Origin of the sequence: Herminiimonas contaminans, assembly GCF_015645465.1 — a bacterium.
Classification (GTDB): domain Bacteria; phylum Pseudomonadota; class Gammaproteobacteria; order Burkholderiales; family Burkholderiaceae_D; genus Oxalicibacterium; species Oxalicibacterium contaminans.
Genome location: NZ_JADOEL010000005.1, coordinates 153,078 through 165,603 on the forward strand (window position 1 = coordinate 153,078; position 12,526 = coordinate 165,603).

Sequence of the window (12,526 nt, forward strand, 5' to 3'; positions counted from 1 at the left end):
GAATCGACAAGGAGAGTAACGCATGGACTTTAGCATAAAACCATTGGACGCAAAAAGCACTATCGGCGCTATCAAGACGGGCTGTATCGCAGTTGCCGTATTTGAAGATAAGAAACTGTCATCGGCAGCACAGGCACTGGATCGCAAGGGCGAAATCAGCGCTGCGCTCAAGTCCGGCGACATTACCGGCAAGGCTGGCTCCAGCCTGCTGCTGCGCGGCCTGAACGGCGGCGTTGCTGAACGCGTATTGCTGGTCGGCCTCGGCAAGCAGGACGCGGTGTCTGAAAAGGATTTCAACGCTGCGGCCCAGGCCGTAGTGCGTGCATTTACTACCCTCGGCAGCACCGAAGCTGTCATTGCCCTGCCATTTGACGCCGTCACCGGCCGCGACAGCGCATGGTCTATCCGCAGCACCATCCTCAGCGCACGCGAAGCGGCTTACCGTTTCGACAGCCTGAAAAGCAAGAAAGACCCGGCACCCAACGGCGTCAAGAAAATCGCCTTTGCCGTGCCGTCGGCAGCAGTCAACAGCGCCAAGGAAGCGATTACCCAGGCAGTAGCCGTGGCCAACGGTATGGAGCTGACCAAGGACCTGGGCAACTTCCCGGCCAATGTCTGCACCCCGACCTACCTGGCCAATACCGCCAAGAAAATGGCGAAAGAATTCAAGCTGGACGTCGAAGTGCTGGACCGCAAGCAATTGCAGGCACTCAAAATGGGCAGCTTCCTGTCCGTCACCAACGGCAGCGTCGAACCACCTAAATTCATCGTCCTCAAGCACAACGGCGGCAAAGCCAAGGATGCGCCTGTCGTGCTGGTCGGCAAAGGCATCACCTTTGATTCCGGCGGCATCTCGCTGAAACCGGGCGCAGCCATGGATGAAATGAAATACGACATGGGTGGCGCGGCTTCCGTGCTCGGTACCATGCGCGCGATTGCCGAGCTCAAACTCAAGCTCAACGTCATCGTCGTCATCCCGACCTGCGAAAACATGCCGTCCGGCAGCGCGACCAAACCAGGTGACATCGTCACCTCCATGTCCGGCCAGACCATCGAAATCCTGAACACGGATGCCGAAGGCCGCCTGGTATTGTGCGACGCGCTGACCTATGTCGAACGCTTCAAACCGGCAGCTGTAGTCGACGTGGCAACCCTGACCGGTGCCTGTATCGTCGCGCTCGGTCATCACAACTCCGGCTTGTTCACCCGCAATGACGATGCGCACGACGCGCTGGCCAACGAATTGCTCACAGCCGGTAAAGTTGCAGGCGACACCGCATGGCGCTTGCCTATCGAAGACAGCTATCAGGAGCAACTGAAGTCGAATTTTGCCGACATGGCGAATATCGGCGGCCCGGCAGCTGGCTCAGTCACCGCAGCCTGCTTCCTCGAGCGCTACACCAAGAAATACACCTGGGCGCATCTGGACATCGCGGGTACCGCATGGAAAAGCGGCGCAGCCAAGGGTTCAACCGGACGTCCGGTGCCCCTGCTGACCACCTTCCTGATTAACCGCGCGCAAGCCGCCAAATAAGGTAGCCCCAGGCAGAACCATGCGCATCTGGCCGCAAGGCTGGATGCGCAGTTTTATTCAGCATCCGGTACTACTGCTTATCCCATCATAAGCACGCACTCTTTCCATAAAGGAAATCCCATGATCGTTCTGGTCACAGGTGCAACTTCAGGCTTCGGCGCTGAAATGGCACGCAAATTTGCACAACATGGTCACAAAGTAATCGCTACCGGGCGCCGCCAGGATCGCTTGGATGAGCTCGCCGCAGAAATCGGCGCGTCGGTACTGACCGTTCCCATGGACGTCACCGACAAGGCATCCATCGCCGCAGCATTGGCCAGCCTGCCGCCGGAATGGCAAGAAATTGATGTCCTGATCAATAACGCCGGTCTCGCGCTCGGCGTCGCTCCGGCACAATCCGCCTCGCTGGAACAATGGGAAACCATGATAGAGACCAACTGCAAGGGTCTGGTCACCGTCACCCGCCTGTTGCTGCCGGAAATGCTCAAGCGCAATCGCGGCACCATCATCAACATCAGTTCCAGCGCTGGCGCTTATGCCTATCCGGGGGCCAACGTCTATGGTGCCAGCAAAGCCTTCGTCGACCAATTCACCCGCAACCTGCGTGCCGACCTGGTCGGAACCGGCGTCCGGGCGTCGAATATCGCACCGGGTCTGGCTGGCGGCACTGAATTCTCGAATGTAAGGCTGAAAGATGATGCCGCTGCGGCCAAGGTATATGAAGGTACGGTGCCACTGAGCCCGGCCGATATTGCCGAAACTGCATACTGGATCGCGACCCTGCCCGCCCACGTCAACATCAACCACATCGAATTGATGCCGACTTGCCAGGGTTTCGGACCGCTGTTCATCAAGCGCAATACCTGAAGCGACCCCTAAAAGCACCGGATTTTGGCTGCAAGCAGGCGCTATCTGCAGCCAAAACTGTAAATTCAGGTAACAAGCTTGTAATGCTGATTAAATATCATCGATAATCGAACATTGATTTGCAGTATTCATCAGCACACTACAGGACACTGCTGCAGCACTGTCCAGCCAGGGTAAATATCCAAGATGTTGTTAAATTTTACGTGGACCGTACGCGTCTACTATGAAGATACCGATGCCGGTGGCGTCGTCTTCTACGCCAACTACCTGAAATTCTTTGAGCGCGCGCGCACCGAATGGCTGCGCAGCGCCGGTATCAACCAGCAATTGATGACCGAAACGCATGGCGTCATGTTCGTCGTCAAAAGCACCGCAGTGGACTATCACGCACCAGCCAAACTCGATAATGAACTGAAATTAACGGTCGTAGTCGAAAGGATGGGCCGCGCTTCGGTGCAGTTCATACAGGAAGCGTGGCGTATCAACGGCGAGCATAAAGAATTGCTGGCGACCGGACGCATCAAAGTCGGTTGCGTCGATACACAGAACTTCAAACCCAGCCAGATTCCCAGCCAGGTAATGGATAGCATTAAAACCCTGGAACCACGCGCGGCAGATTAAGCGGTAAAACATCTGCCCGCAAGGCGCTCCAGACATAAATACATAAGGCAAATGCAAGGCAAAACCGCACCGCCTCAAGCAAGATACGCATACAATTGACCAAATTCGACTAAATCACACTTCCATGACCGTCACCCAAGACCTTTCCTTCGTCCACCTCATCACCAACGCTTCGGTTCTTGTACAACTCGTCATGGCGCTTTTGCTGGCCGTGTCGGTCATGAGCTGGACTTATATCTTCCGCAAAATGTTCGCGATCAAAAACGCGCGTTTGCAAACAGAAGAATTCGAACGCGCCTTCTGGTCCGGTGGCGACCTCAACACCCTCTACCTCGAAGCCACGTCCAACCGTCGCAAAAACAATGGTTCGACCGGAGCACTGGAACGCATCTTTGAAGCCGGCATGAGCGAATTCAACAAAGCCAAGGGTGCTAACGACGCTTTCCACATCAATGCCCGCCTCGACGGTGCACGTCGTGCCATGCGTGCTGCTTACCAGCGTGAAATGGATGCACTGGAATCTCACCTCGCCTTCCTGGCCTCGGTCGGTTCGGTGTCACCTTACGTCGGTTTGTTCGGTACTGTATGGGGCATCATGAATGCGTTCCGTGGCCTGGCCAACGTACAGCAAGCTACCCTAGCTGCAGTTGCACCAGGTATTGCCGAAGCACTGATCGCAACCGCAATCGGCCTGTTCGCTGCGATCCCGGCCGTGGTTGCTTACAACCGTTACTCGCACGATATCGATCGCCTGGCGATACGTTTCGAGAGCTTCGTTGAAGAATTCTCGAACATCCTGCAACGCCAGACCCGATAAGGACGCCAGCGATGTCATTCTCATCCGGTAGCATGCGCGGCGGCCGTTCCCGCAAGTTCAAATCCGAAATCAACGTCGTGCCGTATATCGACGTCATGCTGGTATTGCTGGTGATCTTCATGGTGGCGGCACCGCTCACCAATCCTGGCGTCATCAATCTGCCGAACGCAGCTAAATCGACCTTGCCGCCGACCGAATACATACGCATAGACTTGCGTCCGGACACCTCAGCCACGCTGACTATCGCGGGCAGCAAAAGCGGCAAGGCAGCAACCGAGACTGCCGCCAATCGCGCTGCACTGGCGCAAAAACTGCAAGCCATACACGCTGATCGTCCGGAATTGCCAGTCATGATTTCGGCCGATAAAAACATCAAATACGACGAGGTGATACAAGCCATCTCGGAAGCCAAAAAACTTGGGATAGAGCGAGTTGGGCTGGCAACCAAGTGAAGCCAGTTTTATAACCGCAGTTTTATGACAGATACCACCCCGTACACCGTACCGAAAGAACCAGGTCGCTGGCGCGCCATTACGCTGGCGGCAGCGGTGCATGCTGCGCTGCTGGTGTTTTTCTGGATAGGGATAGACTGGCAAAGCGAAACCCCGGTCGCAGTACAAGCCGAGATCTGGGACATGCAAGCAAAGGAAGCGGCACCGTTGCCGCCGGAACCGGAGCCTACGCCACAACCCAAACCTGAACCCAAGCCCATCATCAAGGAAACGCCTAAAGCGGAGCCGATAGAACCGCCTGCACCGAAAGTAGACATCGCGCTCGAACGCGAAAAGAAACGCAAAGAGCAGGAGCGCAAGGACAAACTGGCGCAGGAAGAAAAAGAGAAAAAGCTCAAGCAACAGGCTGAACAGGACAAACAGCAAAAGCTGGATAAGCAGGCCGCCGATAAAAAAGCCGCCGAGCAACAGCAAAAAGCTGACCTTGAGAAAAAACGCAAACAGGAAGCAGCCGATGCCGCCGTGCGCGACAAGATACGTGCCGACGAAATGCGTCGCCTGACTGGTGCCGTCGGCAGTGGCGGTACCGGCGAAGCAGCCAAATCGCAAGGCAGCGGCCGTGCGGATAGTGGCTATGCCGATAAAATTCGTGCCAAGATCCGTCAAAACACGACATTTATCGTACCTGACAACTTAAGCGGGAATCCTGCTGTCGAATTCGATGTCGAACTGCTGCCTGACGGCTCGCTGCGCGGTGAACCGCGTCTGCGCAAGTCATCAGGCGTCGGCGGTTTCGATGAAGCCGTCAAACGCGCGATCGAACGTTCGCAACCTTTCCCACCCGATAAATCCGGCACCGTTCCGAGCCGCTTTATCGTCGTTCACAAACCGAAAGATCAGTAAGCCATGATAAAGACGACTTTCTTACGCTCATTCGCGGTAATTGCCCTCTTCATTACCACCCTCGCCCATGCACAATTACGGGTGGAAATTGCAGGTGTCGGCGCCAACCAGATTCCGGTCGCGATTGCAGCCTTCGGTGACGAAACGCTTGCTCCGCAGCAAATCAGCGCCATCATCAAGGCTGACCTGCAACGCAGCGGCTTCTTCAAAATCATCGATACCGGTGGCGTCCTGACCGAAAACTCGCAGCTCAACCTTGCCGACTGGAAATCCCGTGGCGCGGATGCGATCGTAGTCGGCAGCGTATCGCGCCTGGCCGATGGTCGCTTTGAAGTGCGTTATCGTCTGTTCGACACCGTCAAAGGTACACAGCTGTCATCACTGGCGCTGGCCTCGCAACCACAATTCCTGCGCGTCTCGGCACACAAAGTAGCTGACGACGTCTATGAAAAACTGACCGGCATCAAGGGCGCGTTCGCCACCCGCATTGCTTACGTCACCAAATCGGCCAAGGAATTCCGCCTCGAAATCGCTGACTCCGACGGTGAAGGCACTCAAGTCGCACTGCGCTCGAATGAACCTATCATCTCGCCTTCATGGTCGCCAGACGGCACCAAAGTTGCCTATGTTTCATTTGAAAACAAAAAACCTGTCGTCTACATCCAGGATCTGGTGAGCCGCAAACGTACCGTCGCCGCCAACTTCAAGGGTAGCAACTCGGCACCATCGTGGGCACCAGACGGCAATCGCCTGGCAGTCGCACTCTCGCGTGACGGCCTGACCCAGGTCTTCGTCGTCAACGCCGACGGTACCGGCCTGCGCCGCCTGAGCAACTCGAACGGCATCGACACCGAGCCGCAATTCTCGGCTGACGGTCAAAGCATCTACTTCACCAGTGACCGCAGCGGCGGCCCGCAAATCTACAAAATGGGCGCAAATGGTGGTGAAGCGCGTCGCGTCACCTTCAGCGGCAGCTACAACATCAGCCCGCGTATTTCGCCAGATGGCAAATATTTGGCCTATATTTCGCGTCGCGAAGGCAAATTCCAACTATTTCTGCTGGATTTGACCAATGGTCAGGAACAACGCTTGTCGGATACCGTCAAAGACGAATCACCGAGCTTTTCGCCTAACGGTAAATATTTGATGTATGCAACCGAGTCCGGCCGTCGCGGCACCCTGGCAGTGGTTTCGGTTGATGGTCAGGTAAAACAGCGCCTGACCACGCAGGCAGGCGATATACGTGAGCCCACATGGGGCCCGTTTATGAAATAATGCACACCATATCGATTTTTAACACCCAACGCTTAACTTACACAAACAGGGGAATAACATGCGCGCCTTAACATCCGTTTTTATCTTATCAAGTGCACTGCTGATGGCAGCTTGCTCGTCAACCAAACTGGACGACAAAGCACCAGTAGAAGATCGTACTGGCTCAAGCGCAACAGCTGATCCACGCTCGGTTGGTACCGTCAATGCATCCAGCGATCCATTGAACGACCCACAAGGTGTACTGGCAAAACGCAGCATCTACTTTGACTTCGACAGCTACATCGTCAAACCGGAATTCCAGCAAGTCGTTGAAAACCACGCTAAATACCTGAAGAGCAACCAGGGTCGCAAAATCATCATCCAAGGTAACACCGATGATCGCGGCGGCGCAGAGTACAACCTGGCACTCGGCCAAAAACGTGCAGAAGCAGTACGTAAGTCCTTGTCCCTGTTAGGCGTACCTGAATCGCAAATGGAAGCTGTCTCCCTGGGCAAAGAAAAACCAAAAGCACTGGGTAGCGACGAAGCAGCATGGGCAGAAAACCGCCGTGCCGATATCGTTTATTAATCTTTGCTAGCCAATGATTAAAAAGACTCTTATTGCGGCCTTGATGGCCGCATTTTCTTGTGCGTCGCTGTCAGCGCATGCTGCGCTGTTCGGCGACGATGAGGCTCGCAAAGCGATCATTGATCTGCGCAGCAAAGTCGACGGTATCCAGCAAAGCAAAGCGGAAACATCCGCAGTGCTTACGCTCTCCAACCAGAACGACGCATTGAAGCAGGAAATTTCCCGCCTCAATGGCCAGATCGAAGTCTTGTCGAATGAAGTGCAGAACCTGCAGCAAAGACAAAAAGACTTCTACGTCGATCTCGACAATCGCCTGCGCAAGCTGGAACCGCAAGTCGTTGCAGTGGACGGCAAGGATGCAATGGTCGGGCAATCAGAACAGAACGCTTACGACAACGCCCTCGCCTTGTTCAAGGCTGGCGACTACAAAAAGTCAGGCAGTTCGTTTGCAGACTTCATCCAGCGCTATCCTGAATCTGCATACGCACCTTCGGCCCAGTACTGGATAGGCAATGCCTACTATGCGCAACGTGACTACAAAAATGCGATCGCTGCGCAGCAGGCACTGTTGAAAAAATATCCGGACAATCCAAAAGCTGCTGACGCATTGCTCAACATCGCCAGTTCGCAAGTGGAATTGAAAGACCGTTCGGCAGCCAAGAAAACCTTGGAATCCCTGGTCGCAAAATTTCCGAATGCTCCGGCCGCGCAAACCGCAAAAGAACGCCTGGCAAACTTTAAATAATCAGCACTCATATATACAGGGGACGATCTGCTTATAGTCGCCAGTAAATATGTTTTAACGATTGCCCCCTCGCCCGCTAGTCGGGCGATTTTTTTTGCCCGTAGCAGGTGCCACCCCGCTAATGCAAGACCGGCATCATGCGGCTACAGACAGAGGGGAATACAGAGGGAAAGTGCAGGTTATGCCAGTGTCAAATCACGGGATAGAAAAAACCTTAGAGAAAAAGCAGAGATGTGATTGACAGGGGTAATAAACGTTCCTATAATAGCTGTCTTTCGGGTCGTTAGCTCAGCTGGTAGAGCAGCGGACTTTTAATCCGTTGGTCGCAGGTTCGAATCCCGCACGGCCTACCACGAATACAGTAGTAGAAGATCAAAAAAGGCTCTCAGAAATGGGAGCCTTTTTTCATTGGTGTGTGCATTTTTCTGCCACGCAAAAATTCACAGCTTCGGTTTTTTCAAAAACGAACTTGAGCATATCGATTCCATATCGCCGCCAAGAAGTCGCTCCACTTTTGTATCCCACAAAATTTCATACTCGCCTTCGGCGTACAGCTCCTTTGCGTTTTGCTCGGTCATGCGCCATCGCGTCGTGTACCACTTCTTACTTATTGGATCGATTGTCCGGACGAAATAGTGGCATTCAATATAAGTCCAATCTTTCATGATGCACTCCAATTACTGTACAAAAATACAGTATATCAAACCCGGCGAACAGGCTTCAAAATGGCCGGTCAGCCACAACTACAGAGTGTTCTATGTGCGTCACCTACACGCCTTCCCGCCGCGAGGAATTAGCTGAGATATTCCGGTCGCCGGCACCAACAGACGCCACCTGGCCGGATCAAACATGGCAGGACTATGACGCGCCAATCATTCGATTTGATGATCGCGGCGAACGGGAAACAATCATCGCTTCGTATGGCATGGTGCCGCAGAACCAGATACACGGTACCGGCAAGAAATTCAGCACCATGAATGCGCGGGCGGAAACGATTGGCGAAAGACGCAGCTACGCGAAGCCCTGGCGCGAGGGTCAATTGTGCCTGGTGCCGATGACAGTGTTCTACGAGCCCAATTGGGAAACCGGCAAGCACGTGCGCTGGGGAATAGGCATGGCCGACGCGTCACCGTTTGCGGTGGCCGGCCTTTGGCGAGAATCAAAATCGCCTGAAGGTGAAACAGTGCATTCCTTTACGCAGCTGACCATCAATGCCGATGACCATCCGCTGATGAATCACTTTCACAAGCCAGGCGAGGAAAAGCGGTCGCTCGTGATTGTGCCAGCTACTGATTGGGATGATTGGCTGTCATGCAGAAATCCGGAAATAGCGCGATCTTTCTTGCGGCCGTATCCAGCGGACGCTATGACGGCGGCACCGGTGCCGGATAAAACCCGTTCTCGATAGCCCAGTTCTGCAGGCCGCGACAAATGGCTGTCACTCCGTCTGCTTCTTTGCGACGATCCCGAAGTCTTCGTTCAATGTCTTCTGGAAGTGCAATGGTTCCGGAAGTGGCACCATCAGATCGGCTGGCACCTGTGGTTTCGGTTTTTCCGGCAATTTGGTCACAGGTCGAGGCAGGGAGCCGCAACCGGCCAGCAGGCTGATAAGCGCGAATATCGCGCAATTCTTTTTGATAGTCATTGGACACCTTCAGGTTAGCCGCTTGCTGGCGGTCGAGTTCGATTGCAATGTCGGCGGCACTGTCTTTCCACGCCTGCAGGTCAGATTCCTGTTGCTTGACCAAGACGGCATTGGATCCATTCCGGTTGCCAGCGTTATAGACATACCAGTGGGAGCTGACCAACGCCAGTACGAATACCAGCGCGGCGACGAGTTTGGCGGTCACGCTCATTCCTTCGGCTCCTTCACTTTCTGCACTGTGTTGCCAGCGATGTAGGCTGCAACCGTACCGATGATGATGTCGCGGAAGACGACATCAGTAATCTTCCCCTCCCACATCAACCAGGTGCAAACAATGCCGCATCCGAGCGTGAGCAGAAAGCGCCGTCCGCCGACTTTGGTCATGATCATGAATCCTCCGCTGCGTAATCGAGGTTTCCGGCTACCCGGTTTGTCCAACCCTTCCCGAATGTTGGCCATGTCGACAATGATGTGTAGTGGCGTAAACGTTGCGCATTGAAACGCATGAGTACATCAGTCACAGACATCGCCTTTACTGCTGCAATCGTCATGGCGCCAATCTTCCCATCGTCTGCCACCCTTACTGCGCGCTGCAACGCACGTTTGGCATTCCCCATGCCGGCATTCACAGCAAAGTCCCAAAGCTGAAATATGATCGCCCCATCAATTTCGTCAGCCCCGATCTTCAGCCACCAGTCGCGCTTGTAAATCGCCTTGGCCGTGGCTAGCGTGAGATTTTCAATGTCGATGTCCGGATAGGTGTTTGCAGCAATCCCAAACTTGGTACCCTTCAAAACGCCAACGCCCGGCTTGCCGCCAGTCCAGTTGCCCGGGTCTTTTGGGTCTTTGCTGAAACCGGCCTCATGTCCGATCAGACGGTCGAATGCTTCATCGAAGTTCATTTGTGCAAATACTCCTTTGTCGCAAACAACACGGCTCCGCCAAGCGCCAACAAAGTCGCCCACACGCCGCGTTCGATCAACTTGGCGCGCATGTCGTTCCAGAATTTTTCCCGCGCTTCAGCTTTACGAATCATGGATTCATGAAACCGGCGATGACCATCTGGATCGCCATCAGGGAAACCAGCAAGGACACGGTCGACCTTGCCTTCTAAAATTTCCATATGGTTTGCACTCTCTGTATGTCGCTGGTCAAAGCTGCGCTGCAGACCTTTGACGGCATTCAATACAGGATCTGTCGCACGGCGCTCGCCTATTTTCTCTGTCGGCCTCATCCTTCAATCCCAGCCGCCAGAGTAAAAAGCTGATCAAGGTCTTCATCCGTCAATTCCAGCAATGGTGCCATTGCAAGAATGATGGGTGACTGCCGGCGAAATTCCTGCACAGTGTTCCAGGCGATAACGGTCAGCGGGTCGGTAGCTGGGTCGGCCATGATCGCGTTAACCTGGTCAAGCAAGCCGGCCTTATGCAACTGCGCTATACCTTGAAAGCGGGAGATAACCTGCGGCACTGCCGGAGGCTCTGGCTCAATCACCTTTTCGCGCACAACACCGTCAACATATTCATGGGTGGACATGGTGCAGTCGTCCGGGCAAGGCACCCAGGACATTGATTCATGGACGTCAAACGGGAGAGCTGCAACGTCGACAATTCTCCCTTCAAATATCAGCGCATATTTCATTACGCATACTCCCAAACGATGACAACTCCAGAGCCGCCAGTTGAACCAAGTTGTCCCGCCGCGTTAGTAGCACTACCACCACCACCAGAACCAGAGTTAGCCGCACCATTTCCACCGCGCATATCCGATCCGTTTGCAACAGAAAAACCTGCACCACCGAAACGAGATGCACCGCCTTCACCAGACGCGTTGTATCCGTTTGAAACACTCTGATTAGTATTGGAACGTCCTCCAGGATTACCAACACAATTCAAATCCGCTCCAGTTGACACCCCTCCTGCACCGCCTACAAGAGAGCCAACAGACGCGCTGCCAGCCCCACCACCGCCTCCGGAACATGTCACATGAGAACCAAATGAAGACGCCCCACCATTCCCACCCGTGCCACCAACGGCCCCAGCCGTCCCGCCATTGCCAATAGTTACGGTCTCACTTGCAGCAAGAGCCGATGCAAGAATTTTTTTCATCCCATAACCACCAGCCCCACCACCGGCTGAAGCAGACGAAGTAGCAGCAGAACCCCCTCCACCACCACCACCACCTTGAACCTCCACCACTACAAAAGCTGGATTGTTTGTTGCTTTCGTGTACGTGCCAGTTGCTGTTATTACTTGAAAGCCAATCAACCGACCGATTCGTCCATCAACATAAGATTTGTTTGTTGCTTGATTTGCAGTTGTTGGAGTTGGGACGATCGGCGAATCGGTAAATGTCTTGATGCCAGCGATGGATTCACCGCCAGTGCGGTGCACTAGATTCGTAGGATTGATTGATGCCGCACTCGCCTCCGCCTCACTAGCTGAAGCCTCTGCATCAAGTCGGGCATTTTCGACCTCATTCACCACCTCGATAACCGCATTCAATGAAACATTCGCCGAGAAAGCGCTATTCGCAGCATCTTGCGCACTTGCCGCAGCCGCACTAGCAAGACTATCCGGATCTACATCGCTATTGATGAGCTTCGTACCATCAGCCGACCACTTTAAGCCGCGACCGGGTACCGGGCGCGGCAATTCCGCTGACACATCGCTAACGCTGACGGGCAGCTTAAACGAGCGGTCAATTTGTTCCTGCTGTTGTTGGCCGACCATAGCCAGGCGGTCGAACACGTCTTCATGAATCTCCGCAAAATAGCTGCCTTGATTACGCAAATCAGTAAGCTGCGTTGTAGATAGAAGGCGTATGCCAGTAATCCGCGTGTTGAGCGGCGCAGGATTCGTCAGAACGATGTTGCCGCCGTTGTAACCGCCGGCACCGGTGACCTCATAATCGGTGTGCAAAATCAATGGAGCGGAATCGATACCGGTAAGCAAGTCGGTTTGAATGACAACAAAGTCAGATTCGCGGTAAATGCGGAATCCATAGGGGATTTCCCGAGTTACCCCGTCCCCTAGCGCAAACACCTTGTTATTCGTTGACTGTACGGTCATTGCTTCACCCCATTCATTTGTGCGCGAT

At 54.2% G+C, this 12,526-nt stretch carries 17 protein-coding genes and 1 tRNA gene; 11 read left to right on the top strand and 7 right to left on the bottom strand.

All coding sequences use genetic code 11. From position 1 onward, the window contains the following. Positions 1 to 22 precede the first annotated feature (22 nt). The 10 genes from IXC47_RS08845 to IXC47_RS08890 all read left to right on the top strand — a co-directional run bounded on the left by IXC47_RS08845 (position 23) and on the right by IXC47_RS08890 (position 8,135). Positions 23 to 1,534: a leucyl aminopeptidase gene (locus IXC47_RS08845; protein ID WP_195875343.1), complete on the top strand. Its 1,512-nt coding sequence runs from the start codon at positions 23 to 25 to the stop codon at positions 1,532 to 1,534. A 120-nt stretch (positions 1,535 to 1,654) separates the two neighbouring features. Beyond that, positions 1,655 to 2,401, top strand: a complete 747-nt coding sequence (locus IXC47_RS08850) for an SDR family NAD(P)-dependent oxidoreductase (RefSeq protein WP_175626393.1) — start codon at positions 1,655 to 1,657, stop codon at positions 2,399 to 2,401. Positions 2,402 to 2,587: 186 nt separating this feature from the next. Beyond that, positions 2,588 to 3,022 (top strand): tol-pal system-associated acyl-CoA thioesterase, encoded by a 435-nt coding sequence (gene ybgC / locus IXC47_RS08855; RefSeq protein WP_195875344.1) that lies wholly within the window; start codon positions 2,588 to 2,590, stop codon positions 3,020 to 3,022. 124 nt (positions 3,023 to 3,146) lie between these two features. Next, complete coding sequence (tolQ, locus tag IXC47_RS08860; protein ID WP_175626391.1) at positions 3,147 to 3,839, top strand: protein TolQ; 693 nt, start codon at positions 3,147 to 3,149, stop codon at positions 3,837 to 3,839. Between the two features lie 11 nt (positions 3,840 to 3,850). Further along, positions 3,851 to 4,291 (top strand): ExbD/TolR family protein, encoded by a 441-nt coding sequence (locus IXC47_RS08865; protein ID WP_175626390.1) that lies wholly within the window; start codon positions 3,851 to 3,853, stop codon positions 4,289 to 4,291. Between the two features lie 24 nt (positions 4,292 to 4,315). Continuing rightward, positions 4,316 to 5,194, top strand: coding sequence for a cell envelope integrity protein TolA (gene tolA, locus IXC47_RS08870; RefSeq protein WP_175626389.1), 879 nt, complete (start codon positions 4,316 to 4,318; stop codon positions 5,192 to 5,194). Between the two features lie 3 nt (positions 5,195 to 5,197). Next, positions 5,198 to 6,469, top strand: coding sequence for a Tol-Pal system beta propeller repeat protein TolB (gene tolB / locus IXC47_RS08875; RefSeq protein ID WP_175626388.1), 1,272 nt, complete (start codon positions 5,198 to 5,200; stop codon positions 6,467 to 6,469). A 58-nt stretch (positions 6,470 to 6,527) separates the two neighbouring features. Beyond that, positions 6,528 to 7,037, top strand: coding sequence for a peptidoglycan-associated lipoprotein Pal (pal, locus tag IXC47_RS08880; RefSeq protein WP_175626387.1), 510 nt, complete (start codon positions 6,528 to 6,530; stop codon positions 7,035 to 7,037). A 13-nt stretch (positions 7,038 to 7,050) separates the two neighbouring features. After that, a complete protein-coding gene (gene ybgF / locus IXC47_RS08885) occupies positions 7,051 to 7,782 on the top strand; it encodes a tol-pal system protein YbgF (RefSeq protein ID WP_195875345.1) in 732 nt (243 codons plus the stop codon). A 277-nt stretch (positions 7,783 to 8,059) separates the two neighbouring features. Then, a tRNA-Lys gene (locus IXC47_RS08890) sits at positions 8,060 to 8,135 on the top strand. An 87-nt stretch (positions 8,136 to 8,222) separates the two neighbouring features. Here the strand turns inward: IXC47_RS08890 and IXC47_RS08895 are convergent. Further along, complete coding sequence (locus tag IXC47_RS08895; protein ID WP_195875346.1) at positions 8,223 to 8,447, bottom strand: hypothetical protein; 225 nt, start codon at positions 8,445 to 8,447, stop codon at positions 8,223 to 8,225. A gap of 92 nt (positions 8,448 to 8,539) precedes the next feature. On the opposite strand from IXC47_RS08895, the gene IXC47_RS08900 reads away from it, so the two are divergent. After that, complete coding sequence (locus IXC47_RS08900; protein WP_195875347.1) at positions 8,540 to 9,190, top strand: SOS response-associated peptidase; 651 nt, start codon at positions 8,540 to 8,542, stop codon at positions 9,188 to 9,190. Here IXC47_RS08900 and IXC47_RS08905 read toward each other — a convergent pair. Genes IXC47_RS08905 through IXC47_RS08930 form a run of 6 tightly spaced genes read right to left on the bottom strand, consistent with a single transcriptional unit; the run spans position 9,147 to position 12,498 of the window. Further along, entirely contained in the window at positions 9,147 to 9,638 is a 492-nt protein-coding gene (locus IXC47_RS08905) for a hypothetical protein (protein WP_195875348.1), read from the bottom strand. The genes IXC47_RS08900 and IXC47_RS08905 overlap by 44 nt on opposite strands. Further along, a complete protein-coding gene (locus IXC47_RS08910) occupies positions 9,635 to 9,817 on the bottom strand; it encodes a hypothetical protein (RefSeq protein ID WP_195875349.1) in 183 nt (60 codons plus the stop codon). Before IXC47_RS08910 ends, IXC47_RS08905 begins: the two co-directional genes overlap by 4 nt. Next, positions 9,814 to 10,329, bottom strand: coding sequence for a glycoside hydrolase family 108 protein (locus tag IXC47_RS08915; protein WP_195875350.1), 516 nt, complete (start codon positions 10,327 to 10,329; stop codon positions 9,814 to 9,816). Before IXC47_RS08915 ends, IXC47_RS08910 begins: the two co-directional genes overlap by 4 nt. After that, complete coding sequence (locus IXC47_RS08920) at positions 10,326 to 10,613, bottom strand: hypothetical protein (protein ID WP_195875351.1); 288 nt, start codon at positions 10,611 to 10,613, stop codon at positions 10,326 to 10,328. Before IXC47_RS08920 ends, IXC47_RS08915 begins: the two co-directional genes overlap by 4 nt. Before the next feature lie 44 nt (positions 10,614 to 10,657). Next, positions 10,658 to 11,068 (bottom strand): hypothetical protein, encoded by a 411-nt coding sequence (locus IXC47_RS08925; protein WP_195875352.1) that lies wholly within the window; start codon positions 11,066 to 11,068, stop codon positions 10,658 to 10,660. Further along, entirely contained in the window at positions 11,068 to 12,498 is a 1,431-nt protein-coding gene (locus IXC47_RS08930; RefSeq protein ID WP_195875353.1) for a glycine-rich domain-containing protein, read from the bottom strand. Before IXC47_RS08930 ends, IXC47_RS08925 begins: the two co-directional genes overlap by 1 nt. Positions 12,499 to 12,526: the final 28 nt, after the last annotated feature.

What these genes read in the sequence shown, in the direction of transcription:
- IXC47_RS08845 (WP_195875343.1), top strand. Translation starts at nt 23, where the DNA reads ATGGACTTTAGCATAAAACCATTGGACGCAAAAAGCACTATCGGCGCT.
- IXC47_RS08850 (WP_175626393.1), top strand. Translation starts at nt 1,655, where the DNA reads ATGATCGTTCTGGTCACAGGTGCAACTTCAGGCTTCGGCGCTGAAATG.
- ybgC (WP_195875344.1), top strand. Translation starts at nt 2,588, where the DNA reads ATGTTGTTAAATTTTACGTGGACCGTACGCGTCTACTATGAAGATACC.
- tolQ (WP_175626391.1), top strand. Translation starts at nt 3,147, where the DNA reads ATGACCGTCACCCAAGACCTTTCCTTCGTCCACCTCATCACCAACGCT.
- IXC47_RS08865 (WP_175626390.1), top strand. Translation starts at nt 3,851, where the DNA reads ATGTCATTCTCATCCGGTAGCATGCGCGGCGGCCGTTCCCGCAAGTTC.
- tolA (WP_175626389.1), top strand. Translation starts at nt 4,316, where the DNA reads ATGACAGATACCACCCCGTACACCGTACCGAAAGAACCAGGTCGCTGG.
- tolB (WP_175626388.1), top strand. Translation starts at nt 5,198, where the DNA reads ATGATAAAGACGACTTTCTTACGCTCATTCGCGGTAATTGCCCTCTTC.
- pal (WP_175626387.1), top strand. Translation starts at nt 6,528, where the DNA reads ATGCGCGCCTTAACATCCGTTTTTATCTTATCAAGTGCACTGCTGATG.
- ybgF (WP_195875345.1), top strand. Translation starts at nt 7,051, where the DNA reads ATGATTAAAAAGACTCTTATTGCGGCCTTGATGGCCGCATTTTCTTGT.
- IXC47_RS08895 (WP_195875346.1), bottom strand. Translation starts at nt 8,447, where the DNA reads ATGAAAGATTGGACTTATATTGAATGCCACTATTTCGTCCGGACAATC.
- IXC47_RS08900 (WP_195875347.1), top strand. Translation starts at nt 8,540, where the DNA reads ATGTGCGTCACCTACACGCCTTCCCGCCGCGAGGAATTAGCTGAGATA.
- IXC47_RS08905 (WP_195875348.1), bottom strand. Translation starts at nt 9,638, where the DNA reads ATGAGCGTGACCGCCAAACTCGTCGCCGCGCTGGTATTCGTACTGGCG.
- IXC47_RS08910 (WP_195875349.1), bottom strand. Translation starts at nt 9,817, where the DNA reads ATGATCATGACCAAAGTCGGCGGACGGCGCTTTCTGCTCACGCTCGGA.
- IXC47_RS08915 (WP_195875350.1), bottom strand. Translation starts at nt 10,329, where the DNA reads ATGAACTTCGATGAAGCATTCGACCGTCTGATCGGACATGAGGCCGGT.
- IXC47_RS08925 (WP_195875352.1), bottom strand. Translation starts at nt 11,068, where the DNA reads ATGAAATATGCGCTGATATTTGAAGGGAGAATTGTCGACGTTGCAGCT.
- IXC47_RS08930 (WP_195875353.1), bottom strand. Translation starts at nt 12,498, where the DNA reads ATGACCGTACAGTCAACGAATAACAAGGTGTTTGCGCTAGGGGACGGG.